Source organism: Enterobacter sp. MGH 33, assembly GCF_000534535.1.
In the GTDB taxonomy this organism is placed as follows: domain Bacteria; phylum Pseudomonadota; class Gammaproteobacteria; order Enterobacterales; family Enterobacteriaceae; genus Enterobacter; species Enterobacter hormaechei_C.
Map to the genome: position 1 here is coordinate 2305687 of NZ_KI973212.1, position 16887 is coordinate 2322573.

Annotated in this window: 18 protein-coding genes; 6 read left to right on the forward strand and 12 right to left on the reverse strand. The window is 54.8% G+C overall.

The features are described from left to right. Positions 1–2: 2 nt before the first annotated feature. On the reverse strand, positions 3–239 hold the full coding sequence (locus L379_RS13045) for a DUF1656 domain-containing protein (RefSeq protein WP_003857607.1): 237 nt from the start codon (positions 237–239) through the stop codon (positions 3–5). Positions 240–426: 187 nt separating this feature from the next. Here L379_RS13045 and slyA point away from each other — a divergent pair, with 187 nt between their 5' ends. Beyond that, positions 427–867 (forward strand): transcriptional regulator SlyA, encoded by a 441-nt coding sequence (gene slyA / locus L379_RS13040; protein ID WP_017384596.1) that lies wholly within the window; start codon positions 427–429, stop codon positions 865–867. Between the two features lie 35 nt (positions 868–902). On the opposite strand, the gene L379_RS13035 is transcribed toward slyA, so the two are convergent. After that, the gene (locus tag L379_RS13035) at positions 903–2267 is read right to left on the reverse strand and encodes a sensor domain-containing diguanylate cyclase (RefSeq protein WP_017384595.1); all 1365 of its coding nucleotides are present in this window, start codon (positions 2265–2267) and stop codon (positions 903–905) included. Positions 2268–2459: 192 nt separating this feature from the next. Further along, positions 2460–2927, reverse strand: a complete 468-nt coding sequence (gene slyB / locus L379_RS13030; protein ID WP_003857604.1) for an outer membrane lipoprotein SlyB — start codon at positions 2925–2927, stop codon at positions 2460–2462. A gap of 255 nt (positions 2928–3182) precedes the next feature. Here slyB and anmK point away from each other — a divergent pair, with 255 nt between their 5' ends. From anmK to pdxY, 5 genes are all read left to right on the forward strand, one after another. Beyond that, positions 3183–4307 carry an anhydro-N-acetylmuramic acid kinase gene (gene anmK / locus L379_RS13025; protein ID WP_015570673.1) on the forward strand — a complete coding sequence of 375 codons (1125 nt, stop codon included), beginning with the start codon at positions 3183–3185 and terminating at the stop codon, positions 4305–4307. 93 nt (positions 4308–4400) lie between these two features. Then, on the forward strand, positions 4401–4724 hold the full coding sequence (gene mliC / locus L379_RS13020) for a C-type lysozyme inhibitor (protein ID WP_015570672.1): 324 nt from the start codon (positions 4401–4403) through the stop codon (positions 4722–4724). Between the two features lie 57 nt (positions 4725–4781). Then, positions 4782–5438, forward strand: a complete 657-nt coding sequence (gene pdxH, locus L379_RS13015) for a pyridoxamine 5'-phosphate oxidase (protein ID WP_032648127.1) — start codon at positions 4782–4784, stop codon at positions 5436–5438. A gap of 125 nt (positions 5439–5563) precedes the next feature. Further along, positions 5564–6838 (forward strand): tyrosine--tRNA ligase, encoded by a 1275-nt coding sequence (tyrS, locus tag L379_RS13010; protein WP_017384594.1) that lies wholly within the window; start codon positions 5564–5566, stop codon positions 6836–6838. Positions 6839–6904: 66 nt separating this feature from the next. Beyond that, on the forward strand, positions 6905–7765 hold the full coding sequence (gene pdxY / locus L379_RS13005) for a pyridoxal kinase PdxY (protein WP_015570669.1): 861 nt from the start codon (positions 6905–6907) through the stop codon (positions 7763–7765). Positions 7766–7855: 90 nt separating this feature from the next. On the opposite strand, the gene gstA is transcribed toward pdxY, so the two are convergent. From gstA to rsxA, 9 genes are all read right to left on the reverse strand, one after another. Next, positions 7856–8461 (reverse strand): glutathione transferase GstA, encoded by a 606-nt coding sequence (gstA, locus tag L379_RS13000; protein ID WP_003857598.1) that lies wholly within the window; start codon positions 8459–8461, stop codon positions 7856–7858. Between the two features lie 105 nt (positions 8462–8566). Next, complete coding sequence (gene dtpA, locus L379_RS12995; RefSeq protein ID WP_003857596.1) at positions 8567–10075, reverse strand: dipeptide/tripeptide permease DtpA; 1509 nt, start codon at positions 10073–10075, stop codon at positions 8567–8569. A gap of 613 nt (positions 10076–10688) precedes the next feature. After that, positions 10689–11324 (reverse strand): endonuclease III, encoded by a 636-nt coding sequence (nth, locus tag L379_RS12990; RefSeq protein ID WP_015570668.1) that lies wholly within the window; start codon positions 11322–11324, stop codon positions 10689–10691. Beyond that, entirely contained in the window at positions 11321–12007 is a 687-nt protein-coding gene (locus tag L379_RS12985; RefSeq protein ID WP_003857592.1) for an electron transport complex subunit E, read from the reverse strand. Before L379_RS12985 ends, nth begins: the two co-directional genes overlap by 4 nt. Before the next feature lie 2 nt (positions 12008–12009). Beyond that, entirely contained in the window at positions 12010–12630 is a 621-nt protein-coding gene (gene rsxG / locus L379_RS12980) for an electron transport complex subunit RsxG (RefSeq protein WP_003857590.1), read from the reverse strand. A 10-nt stretch (positions 12631–12640) separates the two neighbouring features. Beyond that, a complete protein-coding gene (rsxD, locus tag L379_RS12975) occupies positions 12641–13693 on the reverse strand; it encodes an electron transport complex subunit RsxD (protein WP_032653350.1) in 1053 nt (350 codons plus the stop codon). Next, positions 13694–15715 carry an electron transport complex subunit RsxC gene (gene rsxC, locus L379_RS12970; protein ID WP_032653352.1) on the reverse strand — a complete coding sequence of 674 codons (2022 nt, stop codon included), beginning with the start codon at positions 15713–15715 and terminating at the stop codon, positions 13694–13696. Further along, entirely contained in the window at positions 15708–16286 is a 579-nt protein-coding gene (gene rsxB, locus L379_RS12965; protein WP_015570664.1) for an electron transport complex subunit RsxB, read from the reverse strand. Before rsxB ends, rsxC begins: the two co-directional genes overlap by 8 nt. Then, positions 16286–16867, reverse strand: coding sequence for an electron transport complex subunit RsxA (gene rsxA / locus L379_RS12960; RefSeq protein WP_000133206.1), 582 nt, complete (start codon positions 16865–16867; stop codon positions 16286–16288). The genes rsxB and rsxA overlap by 1 nt, the downstream gene beginning before the upstream one ends. Positions 16868–16887 lie beyond the last annotated feature (20 nt).

Consider the following 16887-nt stretch of genomic DNA (forward strand, 5'->3'; position numbering starts at 1 on the left):
TCTCACCACACGGTTAACACGGCAAGGCCAAGACAGACGGAGAGGGTAAACAGGGAGAGATCCATTAACATCGGGTGCCAGATTTCACCAGAATACATCCAGTCGCGCAGCAAACGATGCGCAATGAGCCAGATTACAAAACCGACCATCACGGCTTTAAACAGTGGCGGAAAGTAGACCGATGCGCCAACAATCAAATCCTGGAGGGGCAACCCTGCGGAGAAGGAAAACAACGTCACAAGCAGCGATCCTTTGCGGTGGAATGAGGGCCACATTGGCAGATTTCAATGCGATGGCGCATTACCATTCAGTGTAAATCATCCTTTAAGGAATGATGAATACCGTGATTGCATTTGTTTTGGCAATACAAATACTGCAAACTATTCTAAAATCACTATAATCACTTAGCAAGCTAATTATAAGGAGATGAAATTGGAATCGCCATTAGGTTCTGATCTGGCAAGGTTGGTACGCATCTGGCGTGCTCTGATTGACCATCGCCTGAAACCTCTGGAACTTACGCAGACGCACTGGGTTACGCTGCATAACATTCATCAGCTCCCGCCCGATCAGTCACAGATCCAACTGGCAAAAGCGATTGGTATTGAGCAGCCTTCTCTGGTGCGTACCCTTGACCAGCTGGAAGAGAAGGGACTCATCTCCCGACAAACCTGCGCCAGCGATCGTCGCGCCAAGCGGATTAAATTGACGGAAAAAGCGGCCCCGATTATTACTGAGATGGAGACCGTCATCAGTAAAACGCGAGGGGAGATCCTGGCCGGTATTTCCCCCACTGAGCTGGAGATGCTGATCGGACTCATCGCCCGTCTTGAACAAAACATCCACGATTTACAGTCGCGCGACTGACGTTATTCACAGGCCTTGCTGGTGCAAGGCCTCTGTCATGTTCTGAACACCACCACCCGGTTGCGGCCCGTCTCTTTTGCCTCGTACATGGCTTTATCCGCGCTTTCCACACAGGTTTCAGCGCTGGTCTCCGGCGAGGTGGCGGTGAATACCCCCATACTGATAGTTATCGGTTCCGGGAGATAACCGCCGCTGCTGACGTTGTCGAAACCGCTCAATTTGAGACGTATGCGTTCGGCAACCTGTTGCGCAAGATCGGAAGGGGTATTTGTCAGCATGAGCACAAATTCTTCGCCGCCGATCCGCGCTGCGATATCCTGCGGTCGCACTGAATCGGTCAACAGGTTTGAGACAAACTGTAAAACCTTATCCCCCTGCAAATGGCCGTAGCAGTCGTTAATGCGTTTGAAACGGTCAAGATCGCTCACGATCACCGATACCGGGTGCGCCAGGGTTGCTGTACTCAGCGCGTGGTTTAATGAATCATAGAAATAGCTACGATTATACAGACGGGTGAGGGGATCGCGGATCGAGTTTTGATAAGACTGCTGATATTTTACATGCGAGTCACGATACAAATTAAATACATCGGAAAGTAAGATGAAGATAATGATTAATGTAGCGACAGTTTCGAATAACCGTGCCCGGTACCATGAAATATCTTCAGCGTGTCCGCCTAACAATAGCATGAGCAGGGTGACGATATAACAGACGCATAAAAAATTGCCGCCGACCCAAAACAAATTCCTCACGCGGGTAATGGCCATCAGGGTGATTAACGTTACTACCCACAGGACGATCAAAATGATATTAATCGCCTGGCTCCAGAGAACCATAAACTGTCGGGTTTCATTGTCTACCAGGTCCAGTGTGAGCAGGGTTGAATGGCTGGAATAGAACAATGCCAGCCCAAGCATACTGCCCGTAAAGAGCGAGGCGCCGACAACGATACCGATGTGGGTGCTTCGTGAGAGAGCGGACGTACGCAGGGTATACAGCAATGCCGAGATGATTATCAGCACCGCCATTAAAAAGTGGCGGAACATATAGAAAATCATGGCGTCATTATAGTTCGCCACGTTGAACTGATAGAGATCAAGCCAGGCCGGGAAGCTGGACAGAGTCCCCACCATCAATAACGCTGAGCCGGCAAAGGCCAGGGCAATGGGAACAAGATATAATCGCCTTCTGTCGCACCAGTATTTCATTGCCATAAAACAGGCAATAAACAGATGAAACACCAGAAGAAATATCGTCAGCGTAGGGAAAAACAAAGGTGAAAACGAAGGGACCCATTCAACAAGTTTTATAAAAAAAGCTTGTAATACGGCAATGATAACAATGCATCCAAGCGCGAAGGCCACAAAGCGGTTCTTTACAAATCGACAGATCGCAAGCATAGAGAATTTAAAAATTAAAAAAGAAAAGAGATTGCGAAGAGTCTAAGTGGGGGAAATAAAAAATACTTTGCGCACGGACAAAAATAGATGAAATGAATAATTCACCGTGTGAATGTATTGTGCAAATATATTGTTGGAAACGATGATTTTGTTAAATGGATGCGGTCTGAACAGACCACATCCATCAGGATATTAGCGCGGGGAGACGGTAACCTGGCTGCCGTTGCTTGCCAGTACAACACGCTGGCCAGCAGAGAAGCGGGTGTTACCCTGTTTCTGCACAACCATAATGGTGCTGCCATCGTCTTTACGGATTTCCAGCTCAACGCCCTGAGTTTTGTTCATCGCACCCTGAACGCCCTGACCCGCTACGCCGCCTGCAACTGCGCCCGCAGCGGTAGCCAGAGAACGTCCGGTGCCGCCGCCAATGGTATTACCCAGGAAACCACCCAGCACAGCACCACCGATTGCGCCCACCACGTTCGTGTCATCGCCACCCTGAATCTGAACAGGACGGGCATTAACGATAGTACCGTATGTCACGTTCTGTACCTGTTTAGCTTCAGAAGCACTATATACGTCGCCGGAGAGTGAACTGTCATTCACACAACCCGCCAGTGTTAAACCAATCAGCGAAACGCCCAGTACACGTAAAATCATTTGACTCTCCTGTTCACCAAAAAACGCCCGGTTGGGGCATCCGTTATGGCTAAATTATATGGCATTCCTGACCACAGTTCATATCTTTGCATGCCGAATAGATAAATTTTACTTCAACAGGGCTTAACGGGACATAAACAAAAACCGTCTGTGCTACAGGTCTGAGATTGTTAAAAAATATTATCACCGCATAGCAAAGCCGCGTTATTTATGATGGAGTGTTTGCACTTAGCCCATGTAACGTAAGGAAAGCGCATGAAATCGGGTCGCTATATCGGTGTGATGTCTGGTACCAGTCTTGACGGTGTGGATGTCGTTCTGGCCGCCATTGATGAAAACATGGTGGCGCAGCAGGCAAGCCTGACCTGGCCTATTCCTGTCTCGTTAAAAGAAGAGATCCTGAACATCTGCCAGGGACAACAGCTGACGCTTTCCCAACTGGGCCAACTGGATGTGCGTCTGGGGGCGCTGTTTGCTGAGGCGGTACTGGCCCTGATGCAGCAGGAAAGACTCCACCCGCAGGATATCGTGGCAATAGGTTGCCATGGGCAGACCGTCTGGCATGAACCTGTCGGCGAGGCGCCGCACACGATGCAAATTGGCGATAACAACCAGATTGTGGCAAAAACCGGCGTGACGGTGGTGGGTGATTTCCGTCGTCGCGATATGGCCCTCGGCGGGCAGGGGGCGCCGCTGGTTCCGGCATTTCATCAGGCGCTGCTGGCGCACCCGGTAGAGCGCAGGATGGTCCTGAACATCGGCGGGATCGCCAACCTGTCGATGCTTATTCCCGGGCAGCCCGTGCGGGGGTACGATACCGGACCCGGTAATATGCTGATGGATGCCTGGATCTGGCGTCAGAGCGGTAAAGCCTACGACAAAGACGCGCAGTGGGCCAGCCAGGGGAAAGTGATCCTTCCCTTGCTGCAAACCCTGTTAAGCGATCCTTTCTTTGCTCTGCCCGCGCCGAAAAGCACGGGGCGGGAATATTTCAACTACGGCTGGCTTGAACGTCAGCTGGCGCGCTTCCCCGGCCTTGCGCCTCAGGATGTGCAGGCTACGCTGACGGAGCTCACCGCGGTGTCGATCTCTGAACAGGTGTTGCTGAGCGGCGGATGTGAGCGCTTGCTGGTATGCGGAGGCGGAAGCCGCAACCCGCTGGTGATGGCACGCCTCGCCGCCTTGCTGCCGGGCACCGAAGTCACGACCACTGATGAAGCCGGGATCAGCGGAGACGATATGGAAGCGCTGGCCTTCGCCTGGCTTGCCTGGCGTACGGTTGCCGGTCTGCCGGGGAATTTACCCTCCGTAACCGGTGCGCGGGAGGCGAGCGTCCTTGGGGCCATTTTCCCCGCAAACCCGCGCCATAATCAGAGTTAACTGAAATTCAGCGGGAGGCGTAACCCGTAAAATAGGGAAAAACAGGAGGGCGGTTAGGCCCTCCAGGACCAGGATAGTCTTCGGAATCTGCCCATGAAAAAACTTCTTCTCATTGCTGTACCTTTTCTTATGACCGGATGCAGCGTCTATAACCAGTTCGTTGAGCGTATGCAAACCGATACGCTGGAATATCGTTGTGATGAAAAACCGCTGACGGTGAAGCTGAACAACCCGCATCAGGAAGCCAGCTTTGTTTATGACAATAAGTTGTTAACGCTGAAGCAGGGAATGTCGGCCTCCGGTGCGCGCTACTCAGACGGGATCTACGTCTTCTGGTCGAAAGGCGACAGCGCCACCGTCTACAAGCGTGACCGCATTGTGCTGAACAATTGTCAGCTTGAAAATCCGAAGCGTTGAGATTTTTGAAGGGGGCGCGCACAATAGCGCCACACAATCTCACTTTCAGCTAACGCCATGTCAGATAACGACGAACTACAGCAAATTGCGCATCTGCGCCGTGAATACACCAAAGGCGGCCTGCGCCGCCAGGATCTTCCCGCCGAACCGCTGGTGCTTTTTGAACGCTGGCTGAAGCAGGCCTGCGAAGCGAAACTGGCTGACCCGACGGCAATGGTCGTTGCCACGGTTGATGAAAATGGTCAGCCGTATCAACGCATCGTTCTTCTCAAGCATTATGACGAGAAAGGGCTGGTGTTCTACACCAACCTTGGCAGTCGTAAAGCGCATCACCTTGAAAATAATCCGCGTATTAGCCTGCTCTTCCCGTGGCATATGCTGGAGCGCCAGGTGATGGTCACCGGCAAGGCGGAGCGCCTCTCTACGCTCGAAGTGGTAAAATATTTCCACAGCCGCCCGCGCGACAGTCAGATCGGCGCCTGGGTCTCTAAACAGTCCAGCCGAATCTCAGCCCGCGGCGTGCTGGAGAGTAAATTCCTCGAACTCAAACAGAAGTTTCAGCAGGGTGAAGTACCGCTGCCGAGTTTCTGGGGCGGGTTCCGCATTCCCATTGAACAGATAGAGTTCTGGCAGGGCGGTGAACACCGTCTCCACGACCGCTTTTTATACCAGCGCGACAACGGTGGCTGGAAAATCGACAGACTGGCCCCGTAATCCCCAAAATTTGTTGATTTAAGCGCTAGCGCACACCGCGCTGGCGCTTTATTCTATGGTCCTTTCGCATCAGGCGAAAAGTCGTGTACCGGCAAAGGTGCAGTCGTTTATACATGGAGAATTTGATGGCAAGCAGTAACTTGATTAAACAATTGCAAGAGCGGGGCCTCGTGGCCCAGGTGACGGACGAGGAAGCGTTAGCAGAGCGACTGGCGCAAGGCCCGATCGCGCTCTATTGCGGCTTCGATCCCACCGCTGACAGCTTGCATTTGGGGCATCTTGTTCCATTGTTATGCCTGAAACGCTTCCAGATGGCCGGCCATAAGCCTGTCGCACTGGTTGGCGGCGCGACCGGTCTGATTGGCGACCCAAGTTTCAAAGCCGCTGAGCGTAAGCTGAATACCGAAGACACCGTGCAGGAGTGGGTGGATAAGATCCGTAAACAGGTTGCACCGTTCCTGGATTTCGACTGCGGTGACAACTCTGCGATTGCGGCGAACAACTACGACTGGTTTGGTGGCATGAACGTGCTGACGTTCCTGCGTGACATCGGCAAACACTTCTCTGTTAACCAGATGATTAACAAAGAAGCAGTAAAGCAGCGTCTTAACCGTGACGATCAGGGTATCTCTTTCACGGAGTTCTCCTACAACCTGTTGCAGGGGTATGACTTCGCCTGCCTGAACAAACTGCACGGCGTCTCTCTGCAAATTGGCGGTTCCGACCAGTGGGGTAACATCACCTCCGGTATCGATCTGACCCGTCGCCTCCACCAGAATCAGGTGTTTGGTCTGACCGTGCCGTTGATCACCAAAGCCGACGGTACCAAGTTCGGTAAGACCGAAGGCGGCGCGGTATGGCTGGATCCGAAGAAAACCAGCCCGTACAAGTTCTACCAGTTCTGGATCAACACGGCGGATGCCGACGTTTATCGCTTCCTGAAGTTCTTCACCTTTATGGATATCGAAGAAATCAATGCGCTGGAAGAAGAAGACAAGAACAGCGGTAAAGCACCACGCGCCCAGTACGTGCTGGCGGACGAAGTGACTAAACTGGTTCACGGCGAAGAAGGTCTGGCGGCGGCGAAGCGCATTACGGCTAGCCTGTTCAACGGAACCCTGAGCGATTTAAGCGAAGCGGATTTCGAACAGCTGGCGCAGGATGGCGTGCCGATGGTTGAGATGGAAAAAGGCGCCGATCTGATGCAGGCGCTGGTGGACTCCGAGCTCCAGCCGTCTCGCGGTCAGGCGCGTAAAACCATCGCCTCTAACGCGATCACCATTAATGGCGAAAAACAGGCCGATCCGGAATACACCTTTACCGAGAACGACCGTCTCTATGGTCGCTACACGCTGCTGCGTCGCGGTAAGAAAAATTACTGCCTGGTCTGCTGGAAGTAATTAAAAGTATGCAGGGGCGTGGGAAACCACGCCCCTTTTGTTTTGACAGGGTTTGGTAAGTACAACATGAAGAACATCCTCGCCATTCAGTCCCACGTTGTGTTTGGACATGCTGGCAACAGCGCTGCGGAATTCCCGATGCGCCGCCTCGGCGTTAACGTCTGGCCCCTCAATACCGTCCAGTTCTCGAATCACACCCAGTACGGTAAATGGACCGGCTGCGTAATGCCGCCGTCGCATCTGACGGAAATCGTTCAGGGGATTGCGGATATCGACCAGCTTAAACGCTGCGATGCCGTACTGAGCGGCTATCTGGGTTCGGCGGAGCAGGGGGAACATATCCTCGGCATTGTGCGCCAGGTGAAAGCGGCAAACCCCGCGGCGAAATATTTCTGCGATCCGGTGATGGGACATCCGGAAAAAGGCTGCATCGTAGCGCCGGGCGTTGCGGAGTTTCATGTCCGTCATGCATTGCCCGCCAGCGATATTATTGCCCCCAACCTGATTGAACTTGAGATCCTGTGCGAGCATCCGGTCAACAGCGTAGAAGAGGCGGTAAGCGCCTCTCGCGAGCTGATCGCCCAGGGGCCAGAGATTGTGCTGGTTAAGCACCTGGCACGCGCAGGGTTGAGCCAGGACCGTTTTGAAATGCTGCTGGTGACGAAGGATGAAGCCTGGCATATCAGTCGACCGCTGGTGGATTTCGGTGCACGTCAGCCTGTCGGGGTCGGGGATGTGACCAGCGGTTTGCTGCTGGTGAAGCTATTGCAGGGCGCGAGCCTGCGCGATGCGCTGGAGCACGTCACCGCAGCCGTTTATGAAATCATGATTGCGACGAAGACGATGCAGGAATATGAGCTTCAGGTCGTCGCGGCGCAGGATCGCATCGCGAAGCCGGAGCACTATTTTAGCGCAACGCAGCTTTAGAAAACGCCCGGCGGCGCTGCGCTTGCACGGGCCTATGGAATTTATAGGCCGGGTAAGCGTCAGCGCCACCCGGCAATCCAGGTCGCTCGGTTAATTCAATCCTTCCGCTTTCAGCGCCGCTGCCACCGCAGGACGCTCCGCCACGCGCGTCATATACGATGCGACATGGTCTAATCCTTCCATGTTCAGCTTAACCGCGCGCGCCCAGCGCAGAACGGTAAACAGATAGGCATCGGCGATGGTGAAACGCGAGCCACAGATCCACTGGTCGTCTTTCAGCGCGTCGTTAACGTACTGCAACTTTTTCTCCAGCAGCGCGCGCACGGTAGGTTTGTACTCTTCCGGCGTGTCCGGGCGGAACAGGGGCGTAAAGCCTTTGTGCAGTTCGGTGGCAATATAGTTCAGCCACTCCAGCGTTTTATAACGCGCAATGCTGCCGGTGGGGGCAAGGAGCTGACGATCCGGTACGTTGTCCGCCAGGAATTGCATAATCGCCACCCCTTCGGTCAGCAGGGTGCCATCATCCAGCAGCAGGGCCGGAACCTGGCCTTTTGGGTTAATCGCAAAAAAGTCATCCCCGTTTTCCAGACGCTTTTTCATCAGGTCAACGCCGTCCAGCGTGAAATCTTTACCGCTCTCGCGAAGCGTAATATGGGAAGCAAGAGAGCAGGCGCCCGGTTTATAGAACAGTTTCATCGGTAACTCCTTTTTGCTGAGGTTCCAGCTATGTTAGTGCGCGTTCGGATAAAAAAAAAGCCGCTAATCAATTAGCGGCTTCTGTTCAGTCGTTTCCCGATGACATTACGCGTTCGCGGTTTTGATCGCTTTAGCGGATTTGTCGTCGTCCTGGGTCATACGATTCAGTTTAGGTGCGGTCAGCAGCATCAGCACGGCAATCACGGCGGTCGCGATACCAATTTGCATGAACACGGTGCCGTAGACATTCAGGGAAACCAGCGGGTCGGTAACGTTGTCTGGTACCGCCATCAGGTTCGCAATCTTACCTGCGATGATAGCCGCGCCAGCGGTGGTCAGGAACCAGCTGCCCATGATGAAGCCCATCAGACGCTGAGGGACCAGCTGCGCAACCATCGCCAGGCCCAGACCGGAGATCATCAGTTCACCGATAGATTGCAGCGCATAGCTCAGGATCAGCCAGTTAACAGACACGATACCCGCGTCGGTGGCGAATTTCGTCCCCAGCGGCAGCACCAGGAATGCGCCAGAGCACAGCACCATACCGATAGCGAACTTGTGCGGCATAGGCAGACGGTCGCCCATCTTGTTATAGATAGCGGCCAGAATCGGGCTACCAATCATGATCCAGAACGGGTTCAGGGCCTGATACTGCTCCGGCTCGAACGCGATACCAAGGATGGAGTGCTCAACGTTGCGGATAGCGAAGAAGTTCAGAGACGTTGGCATCTGGCTGTACAGAACGAAGAAGATGATCGCTTCCAGCATCAGGATGAACGCCACAATCATCTTACGACGTGCCGCACCCTGCATCGCAAAGGCTTCTTTCGCGAAGATAATCACGATACCCAGCGCAACCACGCCCAGTACGGCACGTGCAACGCCCTGGTTGTGCAGCAGCCAGGTGGCGACAGCGGCCAGGATCACGATGCCGACGATGGTTGCCAGCAGTTTGCCCATGTGCACGGGTTCGAAGTCTGGTTTTGAACCGTAGTCTTTAACCCAGCTACGGCAGAACAGGAAGTTCACAACGGTGATCAGCATACCCACGAAGCTCAGCGCAAACGCTACGCTCCAGCCGAATTTTGCGGCCAGCCATGGGGTTGCCAGCATAGAGAAGAAGGAACCGATGTTGATGGACATGTAGTACATGGTAAATGCACCGTCCAGACGTGGGTCATCTTTGCTGTAGCAGGTAGAGAGCAGGGAAGACGGGTTCGCCTTGAAGAGGCCGTTACCTACCGCGATGGTAGCCATGCCCATGTAAACCACACCTGCATCGTGCCCGGACCAGGCAACCAGCCCATAGCCAATCGCCAGAACAACGGCGCCCAGCATAATGACTCGTTTAGTACCGAGGACTTTATCGCCTAACCAGCCGCCGATAGCGACCAGGCCATACACCAGGGCGCTGAAGGAAGAGAACAGCGTGATGGAATCGGCTTCAGACATACCCAGTTGTTTAACCAGGTAAACCGCCATGATCCCTTGCAGGCCGTAGTAGCCAAAACGCTCCCATAATTCGATAGAGAAAATGAGATAGAACGCTTTAGGCTGTTTGAAAGCGTTAAGACTTACGCTCTCATCTGTTGGTTTATTGTTTGCAGTAGACACATATACCTCTTTTTTTACATCCCATATTAACGGGGGTGTTCATAGCGTGATGACCGTAGTCCATCCGCTTTATAGTTATATTGGGAGGGGAAACGGCGGGTAATGTTCACTATCCAGCCCCATCTGGCAATACGTTTGTAATAATCTGTTACATATAACTCTGGCGGTATAATCATCGGTTCATGCAAATGTTATACAGCGTTAAATCTCATCCGTTCAAAATTGATGGTTTTTTTCACTGTAATCGACCCTGTTTGATGGCTGTATGGCGATATGTTCTGCTATTTTGGGTGAATGGCAGTGATATAGCCCATATTCTGAAAAATGACTGGTCTTATGTGCGGTGTGGAATCGATGAAATCTTGTCTGACAAAGGGGTTGTGCGGGTTTTAACAACAAAAATCCAACATCAGGTTATCAGAGTGATCGCGATCACAGATGTATAGAAATTTTTGGTGATGAAAAAACTATTAACCTGTTTGAGTGTTAAATGACCGAAGAATCGACAATGCCTAAAGGAGAAAGAGAGGGCAATTTATGGTCAATCGGGAAGATATCAGAGCCCTTGTTAATTTTAAGGGCTTGAACAGGTAAGAAGTAAGGTGGTTTACGCTCAGGGATAGACTTTTTCTTTGTATTCGCAGAGATCTTCGATAATGCAGGAACCGCAGCGTGGCTTACGGGCAATACAGGTATACCGTCCGTGCAGGATCAGCCAGTGGTGGCAGTCCACCTTAAATTCCGCCGGGACCACTTTTAACAGCTTCTCTTCCACCTCTTCCACGTTTTTACCTGGCGCGAACCGGGTACGGTTAGAGACGCGAAAGATATGGGTATCCACGGCGATAGTCGGCCAGCCAAACGCCGTGTTCAGCACCACATTTGCCGTTTTACGCCCCACGCCCGGCAACGCTTCCAGCGCAGCGCGGTCTTCCGGGACTTCACCGCCGTGCTGCTCCAGCAGGATCCGGCAGGTCTTAATGACGTTTTCGGCCTTGCTGTTAAACAGGCCAATGGTCTTGATATAGGATTTCACACCTTCAACGCCCAGCTCCAGCATGGCCTGCGGCGTATTGGCGACAGGGTAGAGCAGGGCCGTGGCTTTGTTGACGCTCACGTCCGTCGCCTGTGCAGAGAGCAGCACCGCGATCAACAGTTCAAACGGCGAGTTAAAATTCAGCTCTGTCGTTGGATGAGGATTCTCATCGCGCAGGCGCGTCAGGATCGCAATGCGTTTCTCTTTATTCATACTGCTTTCTCGGGGATCCCTTCCTGTACGCTGCGCTCAGCGGCGCGGCGTTTACGTTTTTCATCAATCAGGTATTTTAACGCCAGCATCATCCCAAGGCCAATGAAGGCGCCAGGCGGCAGCATGGCCAGCAGGAATGGAGTGTCCGTATGGAACACCTCAATACGCAGCGACTTCGCCCAGCCGCCAAGCAGCGCGTCCGCACCGTCGAAGAGCGTACCGTTGCCCAAAATTTCACGCAGAGAGCCGAGGACGAACATGGCGGCAGTCGCGCCCATGCCGATGGAAAAACCATCCAGCGCGGATATGGCCGGATTGTTTTTCACCGCAAAGGCTTCAGCGCGGCCTACGACAATACAGTTAGTCACGATAAGCGGAATGAAAATCCCGAGCGACTGGTACAGGCCAAATGCGTAGGCGTTAATCAGCATTTGCACCACGCTGACCACCGACGCAATGATCATGACATAGATCGGAATACGGATTTCCGACGGCGTCCAGCGGCGCAAAACAGAAATGGAAAAGTTAGTCAGGGTCAGCACCAGCGTGGTCGCCAGCCCCAGCCCGAGCGCGTTGGTGGCGGTAGACGTCACCGCCAGCAGCGGACACAGCCCCAGCAGCTGTACCAGCGCGGAGTTGTTCTTCCAGAGACCCTGGACGATAACCTCTTTAACCTGGCTCATGGTCACTCCTCACAGGTGGAAAGATGATTGATCTGCGCGGGCAGCGTTTCGGCATACAGCCCGGCGCGCTTGACGGCGTTGACCACCGCGCGTGGGGTAATCGTGGCGCCCGTGAACTGGTCAAACTCGCCGCCATCTTTTTTCACCGCGAAAGCAGGATCGTCTTCGCCATGAATCATCTTTCCGGCGAAGTGTAAGATCCAGTCGCTTAAGCGTGTTTCAATTTTGTCTCCAAGGCCCGGCGTTTCGTGATGTTCCGTCACGCGCGTGCCCAGCACGGTGCCGGAAAAATCGCTGCCAACCAGCAGCTGAATCGCACCGGAGTAACCGTCCGGCGCGGTGGCTTCCATGACGGCACCCACGGGATTATCGCCCTTGCGGGCAATATAAACACGATGGGGTCCTTTACCGAGCTGCGGAGCCTGCACGACAAAGCAGCTTTTTTGCAGGTCATTATCGTAGAGGTCGGATGGGATCACCTGATCGAACAGCGCCTTTTGCTGCTTCATTGCCTGCTCTGCAATGGTAGTTTTCGTCAGTTCATTTACCAGCGCGGTCAGCCCGGTGAGGGCGGCAGCGAAGATCGCCAGCGTAACGCCGTGTTTTTGCATTGTTTTTAGCATGGCGTGACCCTTAGCGATGACCGTACACGCGTGGCCGCGTGTAGTAGTCTATGAGCGGAACGGTGATGTTAGCCAGCAGCACGGCAAATGCCACGCCGTCCGGATAACCGCCAAAGCTGCGAATAAGCCAGACCAGCAAACCCGCCAGCGCGCCGAAAATCAGACGTCCTCGGTTGGTGGTAGAGGCGGTGACCGGATCGGTCAGAATAAAGAATGCCCCGAGCATGGTCGCGCCGGAGAGCAGATGGAGCTGCGGGCTGGCCAGTGACTCAGGTGAGATGACCCAGCCGAGCGTTGAGCAGGCGGCCAGCGTCACCAGGAAGCTCACCGGAATATGCCAGCGGATTGCCTTCTGTTGCAGCAGGAACGCGCCGCCCAACAAATAGGCCAGATTGACCCACTGCCAGCCAGCACCCGCCAGTACGCCGCTGTAAATAGACGATTTCATCACCTGCTCCACGCTGTGTCCGGCACGCAGGGAGGTTTTGAAGGTATCGAGCGGGGTGGCCTGGCTGATGCCGTCCACGCCCATGCGAAGCGCGTTCATATCTGCGCCCAGCGCGGTGTGGCCGGTAAAGATAACGTGCAGGGCATCCATAAAGCCGGGGACGGTGGCGGCGATCTCATGCGGCGGCAGCCAGCTGGTCATCTGTACCGGGAAGGAGATCAGCAGTACCACGTAGCCAATCATCGCCGGGTTAAACGGGTTATGGCCCAGCCCGCCGTACAGCTGCTTGGCGATGATCACCGCAAACACCGTTCCCAATACCACCATCCACCACGGGGCGAACGGGGGAATGCTGATGGCCAGCAACAGGCCGGTCAACAGGGCGGAGTTATCGCTCAGGATGCGAGTCACTTCCATTTTGCGCAGCTTCAGGATCGCTGCTTCCGCTGCTACGGCACTGGCGCAACCCAGAACTAACTGGAAAAGCGTACCCCAGCCGAAAAACCAACACTGTACGGCAATACCTGGCAGCGCGGCCAGGCACACCAGCATCATAATACGCGATGTCTGGCGCTGGTTATGGGTATAAGGGGAACTTGCAATTCTGAAAACCATTTAATCCTCGTTAACGGCTTGCTGCGCGGCTTTCTTTGCCTGAACGCGCGCAATCGCGGCGGCGACTGCGGCTTTGCGTGGATCGTCGTTGGCGGCAGCAGGCCGTTCGTCCTGCTGTGCCGCTTTTCGTGCTTTGGCACGGGCGATGGCCGCTTCAACGGCGGCTTTACGCGGGTCGACAGGCGCTTCACTCTCTTCGGCAGGCTGAACCTGTGCCGCTTTTCGTGCTTTGGCACGGGCGATAGCGGCTTCAACGGCCGCCTTGCGCGGATCCGTCGCTTCCTGTTCAACCACCACTGTCTGCTGACCGGCCTTACGGGCTTTTGCCCTGGCGATAGCCGCTTCCACTGCCGCTTTACGCGGGTCGATATCGGCTTCCGGTTTGGCGTGTTGCGCTTTCTCCGCCTGACGCGCGCGAGCTTCGGCTTTACGCGCTTCGCGGGCCGCAATCGCTTCGCTGTTGTCCGGTCTTTCTCCCGGAGCGATCACAACCGTCTGGGCGGCGGTGGCTTTCTTCTCGCGCACGCGGGCCAGGGCTGCGTTAATGGCATCCTGATCTTTCGCCGCAGGCTGGACGGCAGCCTGCTTATGGCGTTCCTGACGGGCTTGTTTCTCGCGCTCCAGTCGCGCCTGACGCGCTTCAAAGCGGGCCTTCGCTTCAGCGGCACGTTTTTCTTCCATGGAGATGGCGTAGATTTCGGCTTTCTCCTGACGGAAGTATTGCACCAGCGGAATATTGCTTGGGCAGACCCAGGCGCAGGCACCGCATTCAATACAGTCAGCCAGGTTATGCGCCTGGGCTTTATCGTGCAGCTGGCCTTTGCTGTACCAGTACAACTGCTGCGGCAGTAAATCTGCCGGGCATGCGTCCGCACAGGCGCTACAGCGTATGCAGCCTTTCTCTTCCTGCGTTTCGCCCATCTCCGTTGGGGAAGGGGCGAGCAGGCAGTTGGTAATCTTCACCACCGGCACATCCAGCCACGGCAGGGTAAAGCCCATCAGCGGGCCACCCATAATGACCAGTTGATCGCTACCCGGGCAGAAGCCAGCCTGTTCCAGCAGATGACGCACCGGCGTACCCAGACGCGCCCAGACGTTGCCGGGACGGGAGACGGACTCGCCGGTCAGCGTGACGACGCGCTCGGTCAATGGCTCGCCATCAATCACCGCACGTTTCACCGCGTAGGCGGTTCCCACGTTTTGCATCAGCACGCCGATGTCGGACGAACGGCCCCCGTGGGGGACCTGTTTGCCGGTCAGGATCTGCGTCAGCTGTTTTGCCCCGCCGGACGGGTATTTGGTCGGGATCACTCGCAGGGCGATATCGTGGCTGTCCGCCAGTACCGCACGCAGCATCGAAATGGCCTGCGGTTTATTGTCCTCAATACCGATCAGCACTTCGCGGGGTTGCAGAATATGCGCAAGAATGCGAATCCCTTCCACCACCTGCGCGGCACAGTCCTGCATCAGACGGTCATCGGCGGTGATGTACGGTTCGCACTCGGCGGCGTTGATGATCAGCGTTTCGATTTTATCGCCGCCGCCGTGAAGCTTAGCGCCAGTCGGGAAGCCTGCGCCTCCCAGACCCGCCACGCCGAACTGATGAATGCGTTCAATCAGCGCTTCACGGCTGTGGCAACGGTAGTCGCTCCAGCCGTCACGATCGATCCAGCGGTCTTCACCATCGGCTTCAATGATCACGCTCAGCTCAGACAACGCCGACGGATGGGCAACGGTATGGGGGGCAACAGCCACCACCTTACCGGAAGTCGGGGCATGTATCGGCAACATCCGTCCGCGACCAAAGGTCAGCGGCTGGCCGCGAAGAACGCTATCGCCTTCTTTCACGCACAGTTCACCTTCCGCGCCGATATGCTGTTTAAGGGGCATAACGTAACGGGTCGCCAGCGGGATCTGGCGCAGCGGCGTGCCGTTAGACTGCGATTTCATCTCAGGCGGATGAATGCCGCCGTCGAAATCCCAGATCTTCTCTTTTCTGAAGGCAGAAAATAACTTAAGCATGTTGTTCCACAGGAATATTGCGAACCGGAATGGTCTGAAGGTCCCACTTCCAGCTTTCAGTAGTCGTTTCAACCGGGCGTAGTTCTATACACTGCGTCGGGCAGGGCGCCACGCAGAGATTACAGCCGGTGCACAGATCCGCCACAACGGTGTGCATCGCGCGCGTTGCGCCCACAATGGCGTCAACAGGACACGCCTGAATACATTTGGTGCAGCCAATGCAGTTGGCTTCGTCGATGACAGCAAGGGCACGAACGGGCTCCTGGGCCTGTTCATCGCCGTCGACAGGCTGGGGATCGACGTTCAGCAGGGCAGCTATTTTAAGCATGACCGCTTCGCCACCCGGTGCGCAGCGGTTGATCTTTTCGCCCTGCACGCCCACCGCCTCAGCGTAAGGGCGGCAGCCAGGGTAGCCGCACTGCCCGCACTGGCTCTGCGGTAAAAGTTCATCAATTTTTTCAACCACCGGATCGTCCTCCACCGCAAACCGGCGGGAGGCATAACCCAGAATGATGCCAAAGACGAGTCCCAGTACGCTGATGGACGCGATGGCAATCCAGATAGCACTCATTACAACTTCACCAGACCACTAAAGCCCATAAAGGCCAGAGACATTAAACCTGCGGTCACCAGAGCGATGGCGTTACCGCGAAACGGCGCGGGAATATCCGCCGCGGCCAGACGCTCGCGAATCGAGGCGAACAGGACCATAACAAAAGAGAAACCGACCGCCGCGGAAAAACCGTACAGCGCCGATTGCAGGAAATTATGCCCAAGGTTGATATTGAGCAGCGCCACGCCCAGCACCGCGCAGTTGGTGGTGATGAGAGGCAGGAAAATGCCCAGCAGGCGATACAGGGCAGGGCTGGTTTTCCGCACCACCATCTCGGTAAATTGCACCACAACCGCAATGACCAGAATAAAGGACAAGGTGCGCAGGTAGAGCATGTCGAGCGGGATCAGGATCCAGGTATCAATCAGCCATGCGCAAATGGAGGCCATCGTCATCACGAAGGTGGTCGCCAGCCCCATGCCCATTGCCGTCTCCAGCTTTTTGGAGACGCCCATAAACGGGCACAGGCCAAGGAACTTCACCAGTACGAAGTTATTAACCAGCACAGTTCCGACAAAGAGCAGTAAGTAATCGGTCATTATTTAGCCTGAAATAAAAT

Excerpts from the sequence above, each read along its gene's own strand:
- gstA (WP_003857598.1), bottom strand. The coding sequence starts at position 8,461 with ATGAAACTGTTCTATAAACCGGGCGCCTGCTCTCTTGCTTCCCATATT.
- L379_RS13035 (WP_017384595.1), bottom strand. The coding sequence starts at position 2,267 with ATGCTTGCGATCTGTCGATTTGTAAAGAACCGCTTTGTGGCCTTCGCG.
- rsxC (WP_032653352.1), bottom strand. The coding sequence starts at position 15,715 with ATGCTTAAGTTATTTTCTGCCTTCAGAAAAGAGAAGATCTGGGATTTC.
- rsxB (WP_015570664.1), bottom strand. The coding sequence starts at position 16,286 with ATGAGTGCTATCTGGATTGCCATCGCGTCCATCAGCGTACTGGGACTC.
- rsxG (WP_003857590.1), bottom strand. The coding sequence starts at position 12,630 with ATGCTAAAAACAATGCAAAAACACGGCGTTACGCTGGCGATCTTCGCT.
- slyB (WP_003857604.1), bottom strand. The coding sequence starts at position 2,927 with ATGATTTTACGTGTACTGGGCGTTTCGCTGATTGGTTTAACACTGGCG.
- L379_RS12985 (WP_003857592.1), bottom strand. The coding sequence starts at position 12,007 with ATGAGCCAGGTTAAAGAGGTTATCGTCCAGGGTCTCTGGAAGAACAAC.
- nth (WP_015570668.1), bottom strand. The coding sequence starts at position 11,324 with ATGAATAAAGAGAAACGCATTGCGATCCTGACGCGCCTGCGCGATGAG.
- rsxD (WP_032653350.1), bottom strand. The coding sequence starts at position 13,693 with ATGGTTTTCAGAATTGCAAGTTCCCCTTATACCCATAACCAGCGCCAG.
- mliC (WP_015570672.1), top strand. The coding sequence starts at position 4,401 with ATGAAAAAACTTCTTCTCATTGCTGTACCTTTTCTTATGACCGGATGC.
- anmK (WP_015570673.1), top strand. The coding sequence starts at position 3,183 with ATGAAATCGGGTCGCTATATCGGTGTGATGTCTGGTACCAGTCTTGAC.
- rsxA (WP_000133206.1), bottom strand. The coding sequence starts at position 16,867 with ATGACCGATTACTTACTGCTCTTTGTCGGAACTGTGCTGGTTAATAAC.
- pdxH (WP_032648127.1), top strand. The coding sequence starts at position 4,782 with ATGTCAGATAACGACGAACTACAGCAAATTGCGCATCTGCGCCGTGAA.
- slyA (WP_017384596.1), top strand. The coding sequence starts at position 427 with ATGAAATTGGAATCGCCATTAGGTTCTGATCTGGCAAGGTTGGTACGC.
- tyrS (WP_017384594.1), top strand. The coding sequence starts at position 5,564 with ATGGCAAGCAGTAACTTGATTAAACAATTGCAAGAGCGGGGCCTCGTG.
- pdxY (WP_015570669.1), top strand. The coding sequence starts at position 6,905 with ATGAAGAACATCCTCGCCATTCAGTCCCACGTTGTGTTTGGACATGCT.